14 protein-coding genes and 1 tRNA gene are annotated in these 21,593 nt (G+C 63.9%); 11 read left to right on the top strand and 4 right to left on the bottom strand.

What is annotated here, in order from left to right; all coding sequences use genetic code 11:
- Positions 1 to 581: 581 nt before the first annotated feature.
- From secA to ACXR2T_RS15070, 3 genes are all read left to right on the top strand, one after another.
- Positions 582 to 3,317 carry a preprotein translocase subunit SecA gene (gene secA, locus ACXR2T_RS15080; protein WP_458811943.1) on the top strand — a complete coding sequence of 912 codons (2,736 nt, stop codon included), beginning with the start codon at positions 582 to 584 and terminating at the stop codon, positions 3,315 to 3,317.
- Between the two features lie 54 nt (positions 3,318 to 3,371).
- Positions 3,372 to 4,355, top strand: a complete 984-nt coding sequence (locus tag ACXR2T_RS15075) for a DsbA family protein (RefSeq protein ID WP_458838400.1) — start codon at positions 3,372 to 3,374, stop codon at positions 4,353 to 4,355.
- 36 nt (positions 4,356 to 4,391) lie between these two features.
- A tRNA-Thr gene (locus tag ACXR2T_RS15070) sits at positions 4,392 to 4,467 on the top strand.
- Between the two features lie 232 nt (positions 4,468 to 4,699).
- On the opposite strand, the gene ACXR2T_RS15065 is transcribed toward ACXR2T_RS15070, so the two are convergent.
- Complete coding sequence (locus ACXR2T_RS15065) at positions 4,700 to 5,248, bottom strand: nitroreductase family protein (protein ID WP_458811938.1); 549 nt, start codon at positions 5,246 to 5,248, stop codon at positions 4,700 to 4,702.
- Positions 5,245 to 5,676 (bottom strand): peptide-methionine (R)-S-oxide reductase MsrB, encoded by a 432-nt coding sequence (msrB, locus tag ACXR2T_RS15060; protein WP_458838401.1) that lies wholly within the window; start codon positions 5,674 to 5,676, stop codon positions 5,245 to 5,247. The genes ACXR2T_RS15065 and msrB overlap by 4 nt, the downstream gene beginning before the upstream one ends.
- Before the next feature lie 312 nt (positions 5,677 to 5,988).
- Here msrB and ACXR2T_RS15055 point away from each other — a divergent pair, with 312 nt between their 5' ends.
- The 3 genes from ACXR2T_RS15055 (at position 5,989) to ACXR2T_RS15045 (ending at position 12,293) form a co-directional block, all read left to right on the top strand.
- Positions 5,989 to 7,995, top strand: coding sequence for an S-layer homology domain-containing protein (locus ACXR2T_RS15055; protein ID WP_458838402.1), 2,007 nt, complete (start codon positions 5,989 to 5,991; stop codon positions 7,993 to 7,995).
- 105 nt (positions 7,996 to 8,100) lie between these two features.
- Complete coding sequence (locus ACXR2T_RS15050; protein ID WP_458838403.1) at positions 8,101 to 11,322, top strand: HtaA domain-containing protein; 3,222 nt, start codon at positions 8,101 to 8,103, stop codon at positions 11,320 to 11,322.
- Positions 11,323 to 11,408: 86 nt separating this feature from the next.
- Positions 11,409 to 12,293 carry an HtaA domain-containing protein gene (locus ACXR2T_RS15045; RefSeq protein ID WP_458838404.1) on the top strand — a complete coding sequence of 295 codons (885 nt, stop codon included), beginning with the start codon at positions 11,409 to 11,411 and terminating at the stop codon, positions 12,291 to 12,293.
- 102 nt (positions 12,294 to 12,395) lie between these two features.
- Here ACXR2T_RS15045 and ACXR2T_RS15040 read toward each other — a convergent pair whose 3' ends face one another.
- Complete coding sequence (locus ACXR2T_RS15040) at positions 12,396 to 13,211, bottom strand: heme ABC transporter ATP-binding protein (protein WP_458811923.1); 816 nt, start codon at positions 13,209 to 13,211, stop codon at positions 12,396 to 12,398.
- Positions 13,208 to 14,275, bottom strand: coding sequence for a FecCD family ABC transporter permease (locus ACXR2T_RS15035; protein ID WP_458812203.1), 1,068 nt, complete (start codon positions 14,273 to 14,275; stop codon positions 13,208 to 13,210). Before ACXR2T_RS15035 ends, ACXR2T_RS15040 begins: the two co-directional genes overlap by 4 nt.
- A 222-nt stretch (positions 14,276 to 14,497) precedes the next feature.
- Here ACXR2T_RS15035 and ACXR2T_RS15030 point away from each other — a divergent pair, with 222 nt between their 5' ends.
- The 5 genes from ACXR2T_RS15030 (at position 14,498) to ACXR2T_RS15010 (ending at position 21,581) form a co-directional block, all read left to right on the top strand.
- The gene (locus ACXR2T_RS15030; protein WP_458838405.1) at positions 14,498 to 15,637 is read left to right on the top strand and encodes a heme/hemin ABC transporter substrate-binding protein; all 1,140 of its coding nucleotides are present in this window, start codon (positions 14,498 to 14,500) and stop codon (positions 15,635 to 15,637) included.
- Positions 15,638 to 15,771: 134 nt separating this feature from the next.
- A complete protein-coding gene (locus ACXR2T_RS15025) occupies positions 15,772 to 16,455 on the top strand; it encodes a LytR C-terminal domain-containing protein (RefSeq protein ID WP_458838406.1) in 684 nt (227 codons plus the stop codon).
- Between the two features lie 195 nt (positions 16,456 to 16,650).
- Positions 16,651 to 18,270, top strand: a complete 1,620-nt coding sequence (gene groL / locus ACXR2T_RS15020; RefSeq protein ID WP_458811915.1) for a chaperonin GroEL — start codon at positions 16,651 to 16,653, stop codon at positions 18,268 to 18,270.
- A gap of 156 nt (positions 18,271 to 18,426) precedes the next feature.
- Complete coding sequence (locus ACXR2T_RS15015) at positions 18,427 to 19,272, top strand: FHA domain-containing protein (protein WP_458838407.1); 846 nt, start codon at positions 18,427 to 18,429, stop codon at positions 19,270 to 19,272.
- Complete coding sequence (locus ACXR2T_RS15010) at positions 19,269 to 21,581, top strand: ATP-binding cassette domain-containing protein (protein WP_458838408.1); 2,313 nt, start codon at positions 19,269 to 19,271, stop codon at positions 21,579 to 21,581. The genes ACXR2T_RS15015 and ACXR2T_RS15010 overlap by 4 nt, the downstream gene beginning before the upstream one ends.
- Positions 21,582 to 21,593: the final 12 nt, after the last annotated feature.

Raw genomic sequence — 21,593 nt, 5'->3', positions numbered from 1 at the left:
TCCGCCTAGATCCGGCCCCACATCCGCTGCACCAAAGATCGATGCCTCCGGCGAATAGGTGTGTTGCAGCCTGGCAAAGGGGGCGTGCGGCCAAAAGTGGGTGTTATCGGCCCTGATAACACCCACTTTTGGCCGCACGATGTCTTGGCGCCTGTGTGTGGCCTGGTTCGCGAGTCAGTGGCTGAGCAAGCCCCTCGTTTTAGTGTGGTCGAACACGTACCAGCACCGCATCAAATCAACGATTTTTTATCAAATGAGTACGAAAATCTAAAAGTGGCACGAGTCAAGAGATGTGAACGTGCCCGGGTTGTGACGCGTGTGCCACCCCGGGGCGGGGCCGGTCTTCGGATCGCCCCCGTTTTCTATGCCCGGATCCGGAGCGATGTGCATAAAGCAACGAGCACGCGCAGGCTACGAGCGAGCGCACCCAATTTCACTCTTGGCGCAACTTCTGCAGATTGGGGCGTATCCAGCTGTACTGCGGCCAGGCATTGCTAAGCTGAGGTGTTGTCACGATTCGGCAACGAACGTGACCTAGCGATGCGGCTCGAATCCCGGGCACAACCTACAGGAGTGACAACGTGGCAACAGTTCTCGAGAAGCTGCTTCGCGTCGGCGAAGGCCGCACGCTTCGAAAGCTTGAGCGTCAGGCGAAGCTCGTCAATGAGCTTGAATCTTCGTTCGCTGATTTGAGCGACGAAGAGCTGCGCGAAGAGACCACCGAATTTCGGGCACGCCTCGCGGCGGGCGAGACCCTAGACGACCTGCTGCCCGAGGCGTTTGCCGCGGTACGCGAAGCAGCGCGGCGCACGATCGGCCTGCACCCGTTCCCGGTGCAGGTGATGGGTGGCGCGAACCTGCACATGGGCAACATCTCTGAGATGAAGACCGGTGAGGGTAAGACGCTCGTAGCAACTATGCCCGCATACCTGAACGCGCTCGCCGGCAAGGGCGTGCACGTCATTACGGTCAACGACTACCTGGCGAACTACCAGAGCGAACTGATGGGCCGCATCTTCCGTGCGCTCGGCATGACCACCGGGTGCATCGTGTCGGGGCAGGATCCCACTGTACGTCGCCAGCAGTACGAGGCCGACATCACCTACGGCACCAACAACGAATTTGGGTTCGACTACCTACGCGACAACATGGCGTCGACGGCAGAAGAACGTGTGCAGCGCGGCCACTTCTTCGCCATCATCGATGAGGTCGACTCGATTCTGATCGATGAGGCGCGTACCCCGCTCATCATCTCGGGCCCGGCATCGGGTGACGCGAACCGCTGGTTTGGTGAGTTTGCGCGCATCGCGAAGAAGCTGAAGGCCGGCGAGGATTTCGAGGTTGACGAGAAGAAGCGCACGATCGGTGTGCTTGAGCCCGGCATCGAGAAGGTCGAAGATTACCTCGGCATTACGAACCTGTACGAGTCGGTGAACACGCCGCTGATCTCGTTCTTGAACAACTCGATTAAGGCGAACGCGCTGTTCACGCGCGACAAGGACTACGTCGTGCTCAACGGCGAGGTCATGATCGTTGATGAGCACACGGGCCGTATTCTCGCGGGCCGCCGCTACAACGAGGGCATGCACCAGGCTATTGAGGCGAAGGAGGGCGTGCAGGTTAAGGCAGAGAACCAGATGCTCGCCACCGTGACTCTGCAGAACTACTTCCGCCTCTACGAAAAGCTGTCGGGCATGACGGGAACCGCCGAGACCGAGGCGAGCGAGTTCATGTCGACGTACAAGCTGGGCGTCGTGCCGATTCCGACGAACAAGCCACTGCTGCGCAAGGACCAGTCCGACTTCGTGTTCAAGAACGAGCAGGCAAAGTTTCAAGCGGCCGTCGACGATATCGCCGAGCGCCACGAAAAGGGCCAGCCCGTGCTCGTCGGTACCACCAGCGTCGAGAAGAGCGAGTACCTGTCGCGTCTGCTCGCGAAGGCGGGCGTGCGACACGAGGTATTGAACGCGAAGAACCACGCACGTGAAGCTGCGATCATCGCGCAGGCAGGCCGACTGGGCGGCGTCACCGTCGCAACGAACATGGCAGGCCGTGGTACAGACATTATGCTCGGCGGCAACGCCGAGTTCTTGGCCGTGCAAGAGATGGCCGCTCGCGGGCTGTCGCCCGAGGAAGACGCCGAAGCCTACGAAGAGGCCTGGGATGGTGTCTTTGAAGCGGTGAAGGAGACCGTCTCGGTGGAAGCCGAGAAGGTGGCCGCGGCTGGCGGGCTTTACGTGCTCGGCACCGAGCGTCACGAGTCGCGCCGTATTGATAACCAGCTGCGAGGTCGTTCGGGCCGTCAGGGTGACCCCGGCGAGAGCCGCTTCTACCTGTCACTCGCAGATGACCTGATGCGCCTGTTCAACTCGGGTGCGGCGGCGGCCCTCATGAACCGCGATAGCTTCCCCGACGACCTCGCGATCGAGTCAAAGGTGGTGACGCGCGCGATTCAGAGCGCGCAGAGCCAGGTAGAGGCGCGCAACGCCGAGATCCGCAAGAACGTGCTCAAGTATGACGATGTGCTCGACCGCCAGCGCAAGTCGATCTATGGATCGCGCCAGCAGATCCTTGACGGCGAAGAGATCGAGAGCCGCATCTCGTCGTTCCGTGAGGCAACGATCGACGCGATCCTCGACTCGCACGGTGCTGGTGAAGACTGGGACTTTGACGCTCTCTGGGCCGACCTGAAGCAGGTGTACCCCGTCGGCATCACCGTCGATGAGCTGATGGCCGAGGCTGGCACGAGCCGCGTCGACAAGGCATTCTTGCGCACCGAGATCATGTCTGACGCCGAGGTCGCATACGCGAACCGCGAAGAGGCGCTGGGTACCGAAGCGATGCGTGAGCTTGAACGTCGCGTGGTACTCGCCACGATCGACCGCCGCTGGCGCGATCACCTCTACGAGATGGAATACCTCAAGGAGGGCATCGGACTGCGCGCGATGGCGCAGCGTGACCCCCTCGTCGAATACCAACGTGAAGGCTTCAACATGTTCGAGGGCATGATGGGTCAGATCAAGGAAGAGTCGATGGGCATGCTCTACAACCTTGAGGTGAAGGTACGCCCCGCAGAAGGTCCCCAGGATCACGTGCACTTGGAGGGTGGCGGACTCGAAGATCAGTCTGCGCCTGATAAGTCCAAGCTCAGTTACACGGCCCCCGATGAAGACGGTGCACCCGCTGAGAGCGGTGCTGAGGCCGGGAAGAAGAAGGCCGCTCCCGCACAGCGAGGCGCCTTTGGACAGCAGGTTGCTGGCGATGATGCGGCCGAGCCGCAGAACCGCGCAGAACGCCGCGCTAACAAGAAGAAGTAGTAGGCATCGGCTTAACCGCAGTTTCCGCGCGAGCGGGCTGAACTGGAGAATTTTATGGCAAACGAATCTAATACGCGCCTGACGAAGAACGAGCGGCGCGAACAGGCACGCGAGCAGGCTCGCCAGGCACGCGAACAAGAGAAGAAGCGTCAGAAGCGCAACCGGCTCTTCTTGCAGGGCGGTATTGTGCTTGGCGTGCTCGCGGTGCTCGCGGTCGTGGCCCTCGTGGTCATGACGAGCATGAAGCCCGCGGGCCCCGGCCCGGCGAACATGGCGTCGGGCGGTGCGGTGTTCACGAAGGACCTTAAGGTCGTTGAAGGGCCGGCGCTGCCCGCAGACGCTCAGCGTGAAGCCCCCGAGGTGGACCGTAAGAAGCTGCCCCTCGACGTCACCGCGTACGTTGACTACATGTGCCCCGCGTGCGGCAACTTCGAGCAGCAGTACGGCACGATGCTCGAGAACTACGTCGGCACCGGCGACGTGAACCTGCAGGTGTACCCGATCAACTTCCTCGATGGGCAGTCGCTGGGTACGAAGTACTCGACGCGCGCCGCCAACGCCTTTAGCTGCGTGGTCGACCAGCAGCCCGATGTGGCGTTCAAGCTGCACAACCGACTGCTGAGCGCAGAGGTGCAGCCGGCCGAAGGCACGACGGGTCTCACCGATGATCAGCTGCTTGACCAGGCTAAGGAGGCTGGCGCCGAGCTGACCACTGAGCTGAAGCAGTGCGTCAAGAACAAGGAATTCGCGAGCTTCATCGACGGTAACTGGAAGCAGGTGAGCGAGACCGGCGTGCTGGGGCTTGCGAAGGGCGAGTTCATGCTCAGCTCTGACGGTGTGACGCCGCAGCCCGAGGGCCCGCAGCGCCTCGTGTCGACGCCCACCGTGATCGTCAACGGTAAGCAGTGGAACCAGGCCCGCGACGGTGACCTGGAGTCGTACCTGCTGAAGGTTAAGGGCGAGTTCGAGCAGAAGGATGACGCGAAGAAGGCCGACACGAACAAGGCCGATTCGAAGAAATCGACTGACTCAGAGTAGAATCTCTAAGGGCGGTCACGCAGTGACCGCCCACATGCCGCCTTAGCTCATCTGGTAGAGCAGCAGCCTTGTAAACTGCAGGTGATCGGTTCGAGTCCGATAGGCGGCTCCAAGAAAAAGGCGAAGCGTTTTTCGCCGGAGCCGCGCGCTCACAAGCGCGTATCTCCCCGCGTCATCCTGCGCAGCACCTCCCGCGTCATCCTGCGCGACGAAGGAGTCGCAGGATCCACTCTGCTGGTCAACGCGTTGTGGATTCTGCGACTCGCAAGCTTGCGCAGAATGACGGGAGCGGGCGGTTCGCGCAGAATGACGGGAACGAGCAGCCTGGGGACTGCGGGGCAGGCCTAGAGTGCCGAGAGGTGCTGGCCCATGTCGAGGGGTTTGCGCGGCTTGGAGGGCTTGCCCTGATCCGGAGCTGTGCCAATGTACAGCCAGCCGAGCAGATACTCGGCCTCGCCCAGCAGGTGCGCCGCGTGCACAGCTGGGTCGCGGGTGTACGGCCCGGTGCGCCAGATAACGCCCCAGCCCGCCTCGTCGAGCAGCAGCGAGAGTAAGTGCGCGACGCCCGAGGCGACTGCCTCCTGTTCCCAGAGCGGCACCTTGTCGCTCTTGCGCGGGCTTACGACAAGCGCGAGCACGAGCGGGGCGCGCTGCGCCTTCGCGATGAGCTTGTCGCGCTTGTCTGGCTTGCCCGCGGCCTCTGCGAGCGCCTCGCCCAAGACGCTGCGCGCGTCGCCACGCAGCTCAATAAGGCGCCAGGGTCGCAGACCCGAATGATCAGCGACGCTCGTCATAGCTGCGACGAGGCTCGCGAGCTCTTCGGGCGAGGGCGCCGGATCAGTGAGCTTGGAGCGAGATCTGCGTCGCTGCAGCGCCTCAAGGGCGGTCGTCACGCGTCCACCTCAGGCGTGAAACCGAGCGCGACCGAGTTCATGCAGTAGCGGTCGCCGGTGGGCGTGCCGAAGCCGTCGGGAAACACGTGGCCGAGGTGTGAGCCACAGTTGGCGCAGCGCACTTCGGTGCGCACCGTGCCCATTGAGGTGTCTTCGAGGTACTGCACTGCGCCCTCGCGCACGCTCTCGTAGAAGCTGGGCCAGCCGCATCCGGCGTCGAACTTGGTGCCGGCGAGAAAGAGCTCGTTACCGCACGCGCGGCAGGTGTAGAGACCCGCGCGTTCTTCGTCGAGCAGCTCGCCGGTGCCGGGGCGTTCGGTGCCGGCCTGGCGTAAAACCTGGTATTCGGCCGGGCTGAGGCGTGCTCGCCACTCGTCGTCTGACAGCTGGAAGGGGTAGGGGTGATTGGTATCGGGGTGCTGCGTCATGGGGTTCCTCCTGTGCGACGGTCTGCGCCCAGTGTACGCGCGCATGCCACGCGAACACACAGGCTTGACCGCGATGCTCGCGGCCTGAGTGTTAAGCGCGCTTGTCGTGTCTGTACTACGAATTGTGCGATTTGTAGTGGAAACCAGTGAGGTGAGGCTGCGTGCGAAGCCAATGTTTGCCTACGACTTGCATCATCAGATGATATTCGTCAGACTATACAACGGCCTGCCTCAGTAAGGGCAACCTAAGTTAAGTCGGATGAGTGGCAAGTGTTGATAAGTCGCTCAAGAATACAAAGGAGTGCGCTCGGAATGAGTACACAAAAGAGCGTGAGGAACCGGTTTACCTCCGTGCTCGCGACGGCGACAGCTGCGCTGGTAGTGGCCAGCGGGTTGGCGCTCGCGCCAACCGCGGCGATGGCAGCGCCGGTGGGTGCTTTTGGGGCCGTAGTTGAAGGTGCTTCAGCAGAAGCAGCGGCCACGACGCTTACGGCTAGTGTTACCGAGGCCACGAGCACTGGCCTCACAATTTCGGGCGCGCTTACGGGCATTACGGGCGCCAACGGTGCGTACGTCGCGCTCATCGAAGAAGGCACATCGTCTGAGCTCAGCCAGTCCAACATGGGCATCGCAGTTGACTGGGTGACCAAATCTCGCTTGCCCGATGGGGCTGGCACGGCAACGTTCAACGCGAAAGCTGCAGATCTCGACCGCACCAAGTCGTATGAGTTGATTTCGTGGCAGGGACACACGCTTCCATCGAGCGAAACGATCTTTAATGTTGCACCGCTGACGGTCACCGCTGCGCAGTGGGAGCAGGTGTTCGGGCCGGTCACCGAAGCACAGCCGACTGTCACAGTGACTTCGAGTGTCACTGACCTCGACCCGACGGTTGCGCACGAGGTAACGGTGAAGGGCGCAGGTTTCTTGCCCAAGGACCCCGAGACCACGGGTAAGCGTCAGCCGCTGCAGGGTAAGTTCACCGGCGCGTACATCGCTTTTGGTTCGTACCTGAACACCTGGAAGCCGAGCGAGAGCGCGCCTGCAAACGCTCGTAAGAACCTCGATGTGAAGTGGGGCGTGCACGCCTCAGAATTGCCTATCATCTCGACACAGCCCGGAGCGATCGAGCTCGCGGCAGATGGCACCTTCGAAACCACTCTTACAGTTGAGGCCAACGCTACCGAAGCGCTCGAGGGTGGACAGTACGGCATCGTTACCTATCCCGGTGGCGGTGCTACATACGCGCCGTTTGAGACCTTCACGCCCGTCACCTTCGCGTCAACCGACGAAACTCCTGATCCGGAGCCGGCGGTAGACCCGGCAGTAACTGCAGCCGTCACCAGCGCTACCGAGGCCGGTATCAAGTTTGAAGCCACGGTTGAGGGCATCACACTGCGCGAAGCAGCAGATGTCACCGACACAGGCAAGGCTGATGCCGGGGTGTACCTTGCGCTTATCGAGCGTGATAACGTAGCGGCTCTGAGTGAGGGCGCAGACGCTGCCGCAGCCGTAGACTTCGCGTACAAGACGTTCATCGCCAATGGCGCGGTGACGCGCACGATTTCGGCTGAGGCTAAGAAACTCGATCGTAACGAGAAGTACGCGGTCGTTTCGTGGCGCGCGCACGGCAATCTGAATGACGATCGCTTCCTGGCCCAGACCGACCTAGAGATCACCGACGCACAGTGGGACGCAGTCTTCAAGAAGGACGAGACGAAGCCCGAGGTCACCATCCCCTTCACTGACATGAAGAAGGGTGACAAGTTCTACAAAGAGATCGCCTGGATGTTCACCGAGGGTATCTCGACCGGCACGAAGCAGCCAGACAACTCTGTGAAGTACCTCCCCAAGGAGTCCGTGACGCGTGAAGCGATGGCCGCCTTCCTCTTCCGTCAGTACGCTCCTGCGAATTACAAGGAACCAAGCTCAGTGAACTTCACCGACGTGAAGAAGGGCGACAAGTTCTTCAAGGAGATTGCTTGGATGGCCGCGTCTGGCATTTCAACAGGCACGAAGCAGGCGAATAACACCTACAAGTTCGATCCCAAGAGCGAGATCAGCCGTGAGGCGATGGCCGCCTTCTTGTACCGCGCCGATGAGACGACGAAGCCCAAGCCGCTCACCGCGTCTCCCTTCGCAGACATGAAGAAGGGCGACAAGTTCTACAAGGAGATCCTCTGGATGAGCCAGATGAACATCTCGACGGGTAACGCGAACGGCACGAAGAAGCCGAATTACCTACCCAAGGCAGACGTGACACGCGAGGCGATGGCCGCCTTCCTCTACCGCGCACCGAAGCCCGACGCCGCAAAGTAACTCGCGACGCAGCAACACGCGAATGAGGTGCGTGCGCGAGCCAGCTCAGGCTCGCGCACGCACCGTTTCACCGCTGTACCCACACACTTTCTAGGGGAGTCCCGCATGTCTGCACGATCACGCCTGGCCCGGCTCGGATCTGCCGCCCTCAAGTCTGCGCTCATCGCTGCTCTCATCGCGAGCGGGGCGCTGCTGGCGGCCCCCGCCGCCCACGCAGTGGGCGACGCACCAGGCACGGTGCAGGCGGCCGAGACCGCGCAGCCTCAGGTCGATGCTTCGCTCGCTCCGGATCAGGCCGTGCCCAGCACAGCACCCGAGACTCCCACTGAGCACACCCAGGCACCCCCCGAAGCGCAGGCCACTGAATCGCCCGCGCCCGAGGCGCCCGCGCCTGAGACTTTCGAAGATCTAGCGGGCGCTGGTGAACACGCGGCGCAAGAGGAGCGTGACCAGGCAGGCCCAGCTGCGCCTGCACAGGAGACGGCGCAAAGCGCGGCGCAGGCCCGTGCAACAGAGCCCAGCGCAGCTCAGTCTGAGGTGCAGGTTGCGGCGGGGTCGCTGACGTGGGGCGTGAAGAGCTCCTTCCGCAACTACATCTACAACTTTGCGGCATTCGAGGGGCGCAGTGAGCTGCTCGGCGGGGCGGTCGCGCAGCCGACGGCGAAGGGTGAGTTCGTCTGGTCGGCCGGTACCGGCACCGCCGCAGGCGCCGGCGACCTAGCAGACATTGCCTTTCGTGAGGGTTCGGGCGTGCACTTTCAGTCGCACCCCATGCAGGTGAACGGCAGCACCGAATACGCGCTCGATCTCGCATTCACGGCGCCGCGCGTGGTCGTCACCTCGCCCACCACGGGTGAGCTGCGGCTCGACGTCAGTGGGCGAGACTATGTCAGCCCGACCGAGGTGGGCTCTCCCTTCACTTTCACCGACGTCGTGTTTGCGACGCTCGACTTGCCGCAGCCACACGTCGACGGTGACCGGCTGACCTGGTCGAGCGCGCAGGCAACGCTCACCCAGGCCGGTAGCGACGCGTTCGGTGGCTTCTACCAAGCGGGTGAGTCTCTCGACCCGCTCACTTTTTCAACCACGGGCCGCGAAGACACCGCAACACCGGGCCCGAGCCCCGTAGCGACCTCGCTTGACCTCACCGCGTCGAGTCCCAGCATTGAAGTGGGCGCGAAGGTGACATTCACCGCCACGGTGACACCCGAGGACGCAGCGGGGCGCGTGCAATTCTTCACCGGCGCGACAACGCTGGGCAATGCGCAAGTGAGCGGCGGCACTGCCACGCTTGCGACAGCGCAGCTTGCGGCGGGTACGCACGAGATCTCGGCAGAGTTTATGCCCGCGAACGCGCAGGCGTACACCCCCGCCACCTCGACGAAAACGACGCAGGTGCGGGTGACCGAAAAGCCCGCAGGGCCAGTCACCGGCCCGGTCTCCAAGGCAACTCTGAGCTGGGGCATTAAAGAGTCATTTCGCAGGTACATCACGGGAACCATTGCGCACGGTTCAATCTCGACGCTGGGCAGCACAACCCAGGCGAGCAAAAACGGCGTGTTCACGTGGACGGGCGGCACCGGTACTGCGACCTCAGACGGTAGCAAGGCAAACGTTTCATACGGCGAAGGCAACGGCGCATACCTGCGCGGCCACGAAATGAATGTTGAAGGAAAGACGGCCTACGCCCTCGACCTCGCATTCACGAACCCCCGCGTCGTCGTCAAGTCGGCGACGGTGGGCGAGCTGCGCATGGACGTGTCGGGGCGCGAGTTCGCAGGGATGACGAGCGTGGGCGATGAGATCGACCTGAAACAGGTAACCGTCGCAACGCTCGACCTGCCCGCCCCCGCAGCGACGGGTAAGACCCTGAGCTGGACAAACGTACCCGCGACCCTCACCAAGGCGGGCTCGAGCGCGCTCGGCGAGTTTTACGGCGCGGGTGAGGCACTTGACCCGGTCTCGTTCTCGCTGCCCATGAGCGAAGCGGTGACGGGCAAAACTCCCACAGCGACGACACTGCGCGCCTCAGCAACCTCCGTCAACTCGGGCGCTGCCGTCACTCTCACCGCGGCGGTCAAACCGAACCTCAAGGGCACGGTCGAGTTCGTGTCGGGGGGTAAGCGGCTGGGAGGCGCGGTACAGACCCCTAACGGTCAGGCGACCACTACTGTCAAGCTTGCAGACGGCGCCCACTCGGTCATCGCAACCTTTACCCCCGACAGCGCCGACTACGGCCACTCCGTCTCGAGCGCCGTGAAGATCACGGTAAACAAGAGAACCCCCGACGTTGCACCGCCAGCCAGCAACGGTTCTCAGGCCGCGGGCTCCCTCGTATGGGGCGTTTCGACCGCCTTCGCGAACTACGTCACCGGCCCGATCGCAAAGGGAGAGGTGACCACGAGCGGTGTCGGTTCCTCGGGCGGCGCCTACCTGTTTCCGCAGGCCACGGGCGGCAGCTGGGACGCGGCCACGCACACCGGGTCAGTGCAGTACACGGGGTCAGTCACCTACACCGGACACCACGGGCTGCTGCGCGAGGGCGTCACAAACCCCATGATTCGGGTCACCGGCCCCACGAGCGCGGTGCTCTATTCTGGCGGAGCCCAGTGGGCCACCCTCGACCTCGGTGCCGCGTCTAAATCGGTGGGCGCGGGCGGCGAAGTCACCTGGAGCGGTGTGCCCGTGAGCGGTGGCTTTAGCGGCGGCGCCGACGGCGGCAACAGCTACAGTCTGCCCGCTGACGGGCTGACCTTCACCGTCGGCGCCGCGAGCGGCGCTAGCTACGGTTCAACCTCCGTGAGCAATGCCTCCAAGAAGCGCACCGTCGCTGCGGCTGCACCCACCACGGCAGGGATCCGGATCATCACGCCCGCGGCCAAAATTACCGCGGGGGCCGAGCTCGAGTTCGCCGCAGACGGATTCGAGCCGGGGGAGCGCGAGATGATCGTGGCACTGTACCCGGGCGTTACCGTGCTCGACGAGGCGGCAGGCGCAAACGACGCCGGCACCGTGAACTGGCTCGGCAACCTACCCGAAGACCTTAAACCGGGGGAGTACACGATCACAGTGCAGGGCAGCACAGACGCGGGAGCCGTGTTCACAGTGCTCGACGCCGACGAGGTGAAAGCCGAGAAGAAGAAACAGCAGGCGGCAGCTCAGGCGAAGCTGGCCCAGGGTGTGCAGTCAGACGCCGTAAGCTCCGCGGGGATCGGCCCGGCAGGTTCAGGCCCCGAGTGGCTGTGGTGGGTGGGCGCCGGCGCACTCCTCATCATCGCCGCGGCGATGGGCGGCCTGGTGGCGCTGCAGCGCCGCGGCGGGCAGTAGCGGTGGCGCACCGGGCAGCCGTGCCACACCCAGCAGTACCCCATAGCATTGACAAGAACCCCAACGCTCTACAAGGAGAACCTCGCGTGCCAAGCACTCCCCGCCCCCGTCTGACCCCCGCCGCACGACTCATGACAGGCCTCGGCGCCGGCGCGCTCGCCGCAGTGGCGCTTGTAGGCCCGGCCTATGCCGCGCCGGTGCAGCCTGCTCCGGCGACGCCCTTGCAGACGAACGACGTTGCCACTTGCAACGTCACCGAGGCGTCGTTCACCTGGGGAGTGAAAGAGAGCTTTCGGTCGTACATTAGCGGCAGCATCGCTAACGGCGAGTGGACCGTGAGCGACGATATGCGCTACGAGACCCCGAGCTTTATCTGGGATAAGGCGCAGGGTAGTCTCGCGCCCGAACTCGACGCGGGCGAGATCGGTTTCACCGGTGCGGTGCACTTCACCGGCCATGATGGCGCAATGACCCTCGACCTGGCAGACCCAAAGGTCGAGTTTGAATCAGACGAGACCGCCTACCTGGTACTCACGATCGGTTCGTCTGACACGACGAGTGGGGGCGAGAGCGTCGCGCAGACTCCCGTGCGCGCGGCGAAGCTCGACCTTGAGGGCGCGGTGACAGCGGGCGGGCAAGACCTTGAAATCGACGGCGTTGTGCCGCGGCTCACCGCCGAGGGAGCGGCCGCGCTCAACGGCGCCTACGGCAGCTACGTGGCGGGCGAAGAACTCGACCCGGTGATGCTCAAAGCAACGGTCGCAGGGTGCGAGCTCGGCGCGCTCACCGCAACTGATCAGCCGGTGCAGCAGGAGCCCGACGACGGTCTGATGCCGCTTGACTCCGAGACCGACACGACGGCGGGCGCCGAGATTCCGTGGCTGCCGATCGGCATTGGCGCGGTCGCGCTGCTCGTGATCGGTGTGACCGGCGGCATGCTGCTCGGCGGCAAGCGCAAGGGCAAGAACTAACCGGATCGCCCCGTAACTGCCACGAGACGGCATTGAAACGACGAGTCGGCCCGATAAAAACGTATTTATCGGGCCGACTCGTCGTTTCGATACTGAGTCGCGCTAGTGCCGCTTGGGCATCACGATGCCCTGTCCCGTCACCGGGTGCTTGATCACCTCAACGGGCGTGCGGTAGACGTGGCTGACGATCTCGCTGGTGAGCACCCGCTCGGGGGCATCACAGGCGATGATCTCGCCGTCGCGCAGCAGCGCGATGCGGTCGGCGTAGGCCGCCGCGAGGTTCAGGTCGTGCAGCACGACAAGCACGGCGTCGCCCGCGAGGGCGCGGTCGCGCGCGAGCCCCAGCACCGACTCTTGGTGTCCAATGTCGAGCGCGGCGGTGGGCTCGTCGAGCATCAGCACGCCCGTGCGGCCGGCGGTTACGCGCGCAAAGGCGACGCGGGCGCGCTCACCGCCAGACAGCGACGGCACTCTCCGGTTACCGAGGTGGGCGATGTCGGCCGAATCGATGGCTTCGCTGATCGCCTCGTTGTCTTCGTCTTCGCGTTCAGTACGCCGCCAGGGCGCCCGCCCCATCTCAACTACCTGGTGCACCGTGAACGGAAACAGCAGCTGGTTGTCTTGCAGTAGCACGCTGCGGCGGCGCGACAGCTCGACGAGGGACCAGTCGTGAATGCCGCGATCGCCAAACTGCACGGCGCCCTGATCCGGCGTGACATCGCCAGAGAGCACGCTCAACAGCGTGGACTTACCGGCGCCGTTGGGGCCGAGCAGAGCGAGCACCTCGCCCGCGCGCAGCTCGAGCGAGACATTGTCGAGCAGCGCGCGCCCGCCGCGCGATAGGCTGACGCCCTGAGCCGCGCAGACGAGTGCGCCAGCGCTCGCGCGCTCGGGCAGCGTGATGTGACGGGCGATCATCCCCAGCCTCCACTCCGTTTGCGGGTTCTGCGTAGTAGCCAGAAGAAGAACGGGCCACCGACGAGTGCCGTGAGCATGCCGATTGGCATCTCGGCCATGGGTACGAGGGTGCGCGCGCCGAGATCTGCGAGGGTGAGTAGCAGTGCGCCGCCGAGCGCCGATCCTGTGACCAATGGCAGGTGTGCAGGTCCCAAAATCATGCGCATGAGGTGCGGAATCACGAGGCCCACGAACGAGATGATGCCCGCGAAAGCAACCGAGGCGCCCACGAGTAGCGCGACGATCACGATCATCACGATGCGCAGAGCCTCAACGTTCACGCCGAGATGGCGGGCGTTGCGCTCACCGAGCGCGAGCAGGTCAAGCCGGTGCGCGGCCGCGTACGCCGCGACGAGACCGAGCACGATGACGGGCGCGGTGACGAGCACCTGCGACCAGCCGGTGCCCTGCAGACTGCCGAGCTGCCAGAAGACAATCTGCTCGCGCGACTGCGTATCGCCAAGAAAAGTGAGCAGCGCGATCGCCGCGCCACCGATCGCGTTCACCGCGATACCGGTGAGCACGAGCGTGACAACCTCAGTTTTGCCGTCGGCGCGGCTCATCGCATACACGATGAGCGTCGCCACAAGCCCCGAAGCAAAGGCGAGCACCGCCGTGGTCCACGGGCCAAAAATAGTGAGCCCAAACACGATTGACAGGCCAGCGCCCACGGCAGCGCCAGACGAGATACCGATCACGCCGGGCTCGGCGAGCGGGTTACCGAAGATCGCCTGCATGATGAGACCCGACACAGCGAGACCCGCGCCCACGAGCACGGCCATCGCGATGCGCGGAAACCTGATGGTCCAGAGTGTCGCGTCGCCAGCCGGGTGCGTGGGCATGGGGAGCCAGTCGATGCCAATGCGGTGCAGCAGCGAACCGAGCACCTCTTGGGGCGGTATTTCAAGCTGCCCGGTGCCAGCCGATATGAGCACCGCAGCGGCGACCGCGAGTGTCAGCGCCGTGAACAGGAGGGTGGTCTTGACCGTGTGCCGTCTAGCGGGCGTCCTGTCGATTGGATTCATGCGTCCGTTGGGAGCTTTCTTCGGGGTATCGGGGGTGTGCGTGAGCGCCTGCGATTCTCGGCAGGCGAAATTTCGCACATTCACACTTCATCATACCTTTACTAGGTTAGGCTAATCTGCGTGCGGCGCCGGAGCCACGGTGTTGCGCTCTGCGATCGCCGTGCTGGGCTCGCCCATCCAGCCGCCACGAGGCCAGCTCGCTCACGTTTTCAAGGGGATTGTATGCTCAAGCACCGCTCATCACGCGTTAAACGTGCTCTCGCGCTCGTACTGCTGAGCGGGCTCGTGCTTACCGGGTGTCAGAGCGGCGCCCCGGCGAGTACCGGAGCGGATGCGGTGACGCAGGTGGAGCTGCCGCCGCTTGACGAGATCACGCCGCTCGAAAACCCCCGCGCTTACCAGGGTGAGACGACCGCGATCATCGGCGGCCCGTCGATCACGCCGCTCGCGTCTGAGCCCACCCCGCAATTACCTGTCACCGTCGCATCTCACGACCGCGGCGGCGACGTCGACATTGAGGTGACCGATGTATCGCGCGTGCTGGCGCTGTCACTGAGTGGTTCGCTCGCCGAGACCGTGCACTCGCTCGGGCTGTCAGATAACCTCGTGGGCCGCGACATTTCGACCAATTTCCCGGGCGCTGAAGACCTCCCGGTCGTGACCCGCGAGGGTCACTCGATCGACGCCGAGGGTGTGCTGTCGCTCAACCCGAGCCTCATCATCACCGACGGCTCGATCGGACCGACTGACGTGGTGCTGCAGCTGCGCGAAGCCGGGATTCCCGTCGTCACAGTTGACCGAGCCGTCGACGAACCGACCACGTATGAGACAACCCAGCAGGTCGCAGACGCGCTCGGGGTGAGCGAGGTTGCGCTCGAGCGTAACGCCGAGCTCAAGGAAGCGATCGCTGCCAAGGAGGCCGAGGTAGCGAAGCTGCTCCCAGCCGACGAAGCAAACCTGCCGCGTGTGGCGTTTCTCTACGTGCGCGGTACTTCGGGCATCTACTACCTGTTCGGTGAGGGCAGTGGCATCGACAGTATGATCCGCTCGGTGGGCGCGATCGACGTTGCGGCCGAGATCGGGTGGAAGGGCGAACGCCCCATGACCGATGAGGCGCTCATCGCGATCGATCCCGATGTGCTGCTCGTGATGACTCAGGGGCTCGAGAGCGCGGGCGGGGTCGACGGCCTGCTCGCGGCCCAGCCGAGTATCGCCCTCACGACCGCTGGTAAAAACCGGCGCATCATCGACGTCAACGAGAAACTCTTGTTTGCGGGCGGCACTCGGCTGCCCGACGTGATCGACGGCCTCGCGCGCGCAATTTACGCGCCCGATTCGCTCGCTCCCCAGGCGCAGCAGTAACAAGCGACTCCGGATCAAGCCCGCGTTACCCCGTGGTTCTTCACCGCGTTTGCAGTCGTTGCACTGTAATGTAGGGGCGAATCGCCGGTGTCGTGTCACCACCTTTGGCGCCGGCTAGTTACTTGAGGAGCAGTGTGGGGCAGAAATCCGCAGGGGTAGGGGAGCGTCAAAGCTACCCCGAGGACCGCTTCGATCGCGTGCAGCACACCGGTCGGGTGGGCGCGCATCGCGTCACCGCCCGCCCGCGCTATGTGTGGCATTTTGTGATTGCCGGGATCATTGGGTTCGCGCTGCTCACCGCCGTGGGTGTCTTTGCCGTGCACAACATCGGTGCGGCAGGCAAGCTACCGTTGCAGGACCCCGCGCCTCAGGTGGAGGCGCCTAAAAAAGTAGTGCCGCAGCTCAACCCAGAGGCAACGGTGGCGGTGCTCAACGGCAGTGAGACTGTCAACCTTGCGGCCGCCCTCGACAAGATCATTGCCGACGAACAGTGGGGCCAGATCTTGTTCTCGGGCGCCGCGGCGACACAGGACGTGACGATCTCAGCGGTGTTCTACAGTGACCCCGCCGACGCAGAGGCCGCGGCAGGGCTCGCGGCAAAACTGGGTGGTCTGTCTACCTACACGACGAGCGAGTACGACGAGTATGGCGCACAGCTCATCGTGTTGCTCGGTTCTGACTATGCAGGCCCGGGCATTGAAGAAGCGGCTGCCATGACGGCAGCCGGCGGTGCCCCCGGTGACGTGGCCGACGGCGTAGCCGTTGATCCGGAGCCGGCGACCGACCCCGAGACGCCGGCCGAGCAGCCAGTCGAGTAGCCAGCGTAAGCGGCACGCAGTGCTACGAGCTGAGCGCAGCTTCTCTTTCGAGACGTGTTCGCTGTGCGCGAGCTGCTTGCACTCGCACAGCACGAGTGCCAGTATTGTTGTTAGCAGTCGGATCGACTGAGTGCTAACGGTGAAGACCCGCGTCGGCGCTCACCACTTCGAGACCGTCCGGAAGGGGCGAATTACATGGCAAAGATGATTGCGTTTGATGAAGAAGCACGTCGCGGCCTGGAGCGTGGACTGAACATCCTCGCCGATGCCGTTAAGGTGACGCTCGGCCCGCGCGGCCGCAACGTCGTGCTCGAGAAGAAGTGGGGCGCACCCACCATCACGAACGACGGCGTTTCGATCGCCAAGGAGATCGAGCTCGACGATCCCTTCGAGAAGATCGGTGCTGAGCTCGTCAAGGAGGTCGCTAAGAAGACCGACGACGTAGCAGGCGACGGCACCACCACCGCTACCGTGCTCGCTCAGGCGCTCGTGCGCGAGGGCCTGCGCAACGTTGCCGCAGGCAGCGACCCCATCGCGCTCAAGAAGGGCATCGAGAAGGCTGTAGCAGCTGTCTCGGCGCAGCTCCTCGCCAACGCCAAGGAGATCGAGACCACCGACCAGATCGCGGCTACCGCTTCGATCTCGGCCGCTGACGAGCAGATCGGTCAGCTCATTGCTGAGGCGATCGACAAGGTCGGCAAGGAAGGTGTTGTCACCGTCGAGGAGTCGAACACGTTCGGCACCGAGCTTGAGCTCACCGAGGGCATGCGCTTCGACAAGGGCTACCTGTCGGCATACTTCGTCACCGACGCAGACCGCCAGGAGGCAGTCTTTGAGGATCCCTACATCCTCATCGTCAACAGTAAGGTCTCGAACATCAAGGACCTGCTTCCCGTTGTCGACCCCGTCATCCAGTCGGGTAAGCAGCTGCTCATCATTGCTGAAGACATTGAGGGCGAGGCGCTCGCGACTCTCGTGCTCAACAAGATCCGTGGCATCTTCAAGTCGGCTGCTGTGAAGGCTCCCGGCTTCGGCGACCGCCGCAAGGCCATGCTGCAGGACATCGCTATTCTCACGGGTGGCCAGGTCATCTCTGAAGAGGTTGGCCTCAAGCTCGAGAACGCAACGCTCGACATGCTCGGCACCGCACGCAAGGTCATCATCACCAAGGATGAGACCACCATTGTGCAGGGTGGCGGCGAAGAAGACGCGATCCAGGGTCGCGTGACCCAGATCCGTCGCGAGATCGAGAACACCGACAGCGACTACGACCGTGAGAAGCTGCAGGAGCGCCTCGCGAAGCTCGCTGGCGGCGTGGCCGTCATCAAGGCTGGCGCGGCAACCGAGGTTGAGCTCAAGGAGCGCAAGCACCGCATCGAGGACGCCGTTCGTAACGCGAAGGCAGCCGTTGAAGAGGGTGTGCTCCCCGGTGGTGGCGTTGCCCTCATCCAGGCTGGCAAGACCGCGTTCGAGTCGCTCGAGCTGACCGGTGAAGAGGCTGTTGGTGCCCGCATCGTGCAGGTTGCCATCGAGGCGCCGCTGCGCCAGATCGCAGCAAACGCTGGCCTCGAGCCCGGCGTTGTTGCGAACAAGGTCGGCGAGATGCCCGTGGGCCACGGCCTGAACGCTGCGACCGGCGAGTACGGTGACCTGGTTGCCCAGGGTATCCTCGACCCGGCTAAGGTGACCCGCTCGGCGCTGCAGAACGCTGCGTCGATCGCAGGTCTGTTCCTCACCACCGAGGCAGTTGTTGCCGACAAGCCCGAGCCCGCTGCGGCACCGGCTGGCGACCCCACCGGTGGCATGGACTTCTAAGTCCGACACCACTGGGCGGCCGCGCCGCCCGAGAAGTTCGCGGGGCCACACTTTCGAGTGTGGCCCCGCGTTTTTCATTGGAGAAGATGGGCACACCCCGTGCGCTTGCAATGTACGATGGGGTGTTGCCCATCATGTGTCTTCGAGAGGCCGAGTATGCAGCCCCACTATGCCCAGGCGTTAGACCTGCGCCCAGATCTCACGCCGCAGCAGCTGCGCGACCTGTTGGCGAGCCAGCCAGAGCAGGCGCTCGCGGTGGCTGTGCACCCGCAAGCCGACGCCCCGCTGCGCGCTTGGCTGTGGGAGACGGGCGACGGGGCGATGCGACTGTCGATGTATCAGTTCTACCTCGCGCAGCGCGAGCGAATTGCAGCGCTGGGGCAGCCGCTGCCCGGCGATGCCGTACGGTTCGACGAGGCCGTCGCGCGCACCTATGCGCAGTGGCAAGAGGGGCTGGTGGGGGCCCCGCACGAAGATTTGACCATGACAATGACGTCGACGAGTGGTGAGCACGCGCCGTCTCCCCAGGTATCGCCGCTCGCTAAGCCGGCGGCGCCCGCACACGCGGCGGGAGCCGAAGAGGGTGCCGAAGCCGCGGTGCCACAGGTTCAGCTACCCGCGGTTCAGGCACCCGCTGACGGGTACGGCGATGCGGTTGATCCGGCGCCGATTGCGTGGCTCTCGCTGCCCGATGGTGCGCAGGTGGCATTGACCGCGGTGACGGTGCTCGTCGGTCGGAACCCAGAGGCGCTGTACCCGAGTGCGCAGCTCGTGACACATATTGATGAGCGCAGGCTTCTGTCGTCGACGCACGCGCTGCTTCGGCTACACGATGGGCACTGGTTTATTAACGATCTCGGGTCAACGAACGGCACGATTGTGGGGCGTGACCCCCGCACGCCCGCGCTCACTCCCGGGCAGACCGAGTTTTTGGCGGGCGAGTTTATGCTCGGCGGCCTGCCGTTTACGCTTACGATGCTTCACCCGGAGGGGATCCTGTGACCGCGGTAAACACAGTGCACGCCGTGCAGACTGCGCGCACCCAACTGGGCGCGACGGGCTCAGATAGCGGGCAACCAGCGCTCGAGCTGGTGTTTGAAGGCCAGCAGCGCGCGCTGTCGGCGGGCGATTTCTTTATCGTCGGGCGCACGAGCGGTGCTGATCTGCGCATCGACCTACCGATCGTTTCCAGGCGCCACCTCGTGGTCGGGTACAAGAATGGCTGGTTTGTCGAAGATCTCGGCTCCCACAATGGTGTGTTCGTAGATGGCCGCCGAGTCGAGCGCGTCGCACTGACGGAGGCGACGCAGGTGCGGCTTGGTAACGCGACGAGTGGACCGCTGCTCGAACTGCGCCCAGACGCTGCCTCGGTATCTGCCGCAGCGACGCGAGCCCTCACACCGCACGAATTTGGGCAGATGCTCGGCACACTGACTCCGCCGCCGCTGCTCGTTGACGCTGGTTTTGCTGCCGAGCCTGGTGTTGGTGTTGGTGTTGGTGTTGGTGCCGGTGCCGGTGCCGGTGCCGGTGCTGGCGTTGGCGCGTGGGCGCCACCCGTGAGTGCCACTAGCAACCTTAACGCGCAGGCACCCGTCACAGCTACCCTCACCGGCGGGCTTGAGGTGCGCGGTCTCGGGTTTACGGTCGAGGGTGGCAAACGACTGCTGCGCGATGTCACATTTGACGCGGGCAGGGGTACGCTGACGGCGATTGTCGGGCCCTCGGGGGCGGGCAAATCGACCTTCGCGCGCGCCGTGTCTGGCCTCACGAAACCCAGCTCAGGGCAGGTCACCTTCGACGGCGTCGACGTGCATGCACAGTACGACCGCGCGAAGTCGATGATCGGCATGGTGCCACAGGAAGACGTGATTCACGGGCAATTGACGCTGTTGCGCGCGCTGCGTTATGCGGCGCGACTACGGCTCGGCACGGGCATGAGCGCGAGTGAACGCGAGGGCCACGTGCAGCGTGCGCTGGCACAACTCGACCTTGAAGCACACGTCAATACGCGCATTTCAAAGCTGTCGGGTGGCCAGCGCAAGCGTGCTTCGGTCGCGCTCGAGCTGCTCACGGAGCCCGCCTTTCTGATCCTCGACGAGCCGACCTCGGGGCTTGATCCAGCGCTCGATCGCCAACTCATGAGCGAATTTCGCGCGCTCGCCGATGGCGGGAGGACGGTGCTCACGATCACACACTCGGTGGCATGCCTTGACGTGTGTGACCAGGTGCTCGTGCTTGTACCGGGCGGTGCGCCCGCGTTTATCGGTAGCGAACAGGGCGCATTCGCCTATTTCGGCACCACCGACTGGTCAAATATTTTCGACCTGTTGAAGGATGACCCCCAGGGCTGTGCTGAGCGCTGGTTGGCATCGGTCGAAGCGCGCTCGCTCGCGGTAGCGCACGCGCTCAAACCGTCGCAGCCGTCGCAGCAGTCGCTCACTGAGACGCCTCCCGCTCCGTCGACCAGCAGGCCCGCGCAGTTCTTGACACTGATGCAACGACAGCTCTCGTTGATGCTCGCCGACAAGGGATACACAGCGTTCTTGATCGCGCTGCCGTTTGTGATTGGGCTCTTACCGCTCGTGGTGCCAGGCGAAACCGGGCTGACCCGTGTGCAGCAAGCGAAAGACGCTCAAGAGCCGCAGATGATTTTGACGCTGCTCACGATCGGTGCGGTGTTCATGGGTATCTCGATGAGCATTCGAGATCTCGTTGGTGAACGAAGCATTTATGCGCGGGAGCGAGCGGTCGGGCTCAGCACATCGGCCTATCTCGCAGCAAAGATTGTCGTGTACAACCTGCTGGGCCTGTTTGGTGCTGTGGTGATCGTCGCAGTGTCTGGGCTGCTCAAAGATGCGCCCACCGGTGACGGTGTCTTGGGGCTCGGTGCTCGGATCGAGCTCACGCTCGCGATTGCGCTGACAATCTCCGTTGGGGTGCTGATTGGCCTGCTGCTGTCGGCGCTCGTGAGTTCTCAGAACCAGGTGATGCCGGTGCTGATCGTGGTGCTGATGGTGCAGATGGTGCTCAACGGCGGGTTGATTCCGCTCGTCGACGCTGGCGTGCTGAACTGGATCTCGATGTCGGTGCCAGCACGCTGGTCAATGTCGCTGGGGGCCGTGAGCATCGACCTGCATCATCTGCTCTCGATTGCCGACGAGGTGGAGCGTGTGGCGGCCGAGGCCTCCATGCCCGAGCTCGACTCGATGTGGAACCCGAGCGCACTGCGCTGGTGGTTTGGTTTCTGCATCTTGAGCGGCATGGCCGCGCTCATGGCTGTAGCTACGTGGTGGCGCACGCGCACGCGGTAGCTGATCGACGGT

Source organism: Leucobacter faecis, from assembly GCF_054456635.2.
Note: the sequence above shows the minus strand (reverse complement) of the source record. Positions and strands in the feature narration are given on the sequence as shown.

What these genes read in the sequence shown, in the direction of transcription:
- ACXR2T_RS15075 (WP_458838400.1), top strand. Translation starts at nt 3,372, where the DNA reads ATGGCAAACGAATCTAATACGCGCCTGACGAAGAACGAGCGGCGCGAA.
- msrB (WP_458838401.1), bottom strand. Translation starts at nt 5,676, where the DNA reads ATGACGCAGCACCCCGATACCAATCACCCCTACCCCTTCCAGCTGTCA.
- ACXR2T_RS15055 (WP_458838402.1), top strand. Translation starts at nt 5,989, where the DNA reads ATGAGTACACAAAAGAGCGTGAGGAACCGGTTTACCTCCGTGCTCGCG.
- ACXR2T_RS15050 (WP_458838403.1), top strand. Translation starts at nt 8,101, where the DNA reads ATGTCTGCACGATCACGCCTGGCCCGGCTCGGATCTGCCGCCCTCAAG.
- ACXR2T_RS15040 (WP_458811923.1), bottom strand. Translation starts at nt 13,211, where the DNA reads ATGATCGCCCGTCACATCACGCTGCCCGAGCGCGCGAGCGCTGGCGCA.
- ACXR2T_RS15035 (WP_458812203.1), bottom strand. Translation starts at nt 14,275, where the DNA reads ATGAATCCAATCGACAGGACGCCCGCTAGACGGCACACGGTCAAGACC.
- ACXR2T_RS15030 (WP_458838405.1), top strand. Translation starts at nt 14,498, where the DNA reads ATGCTCAAGCACCGCTCATCACGCGTTAAACGTGCTCTCGCGCTCGTA.
- groL (WP_458811915.1), top strand. Translation starts at nt 16,651, where the DNA reads ATGGCAAAGATGATTGCGTTTGATGAAGAAGCACGTCGCGGCCTGGAG.
- ACXR2T_RS15015 (WP_458838407.1), top strand. Translation starts at nt 18,427, where the DNA reads ATGCAGCCCCACTATGCCCAGGCGTTAGACCTGCGCCCAGATCTCACG.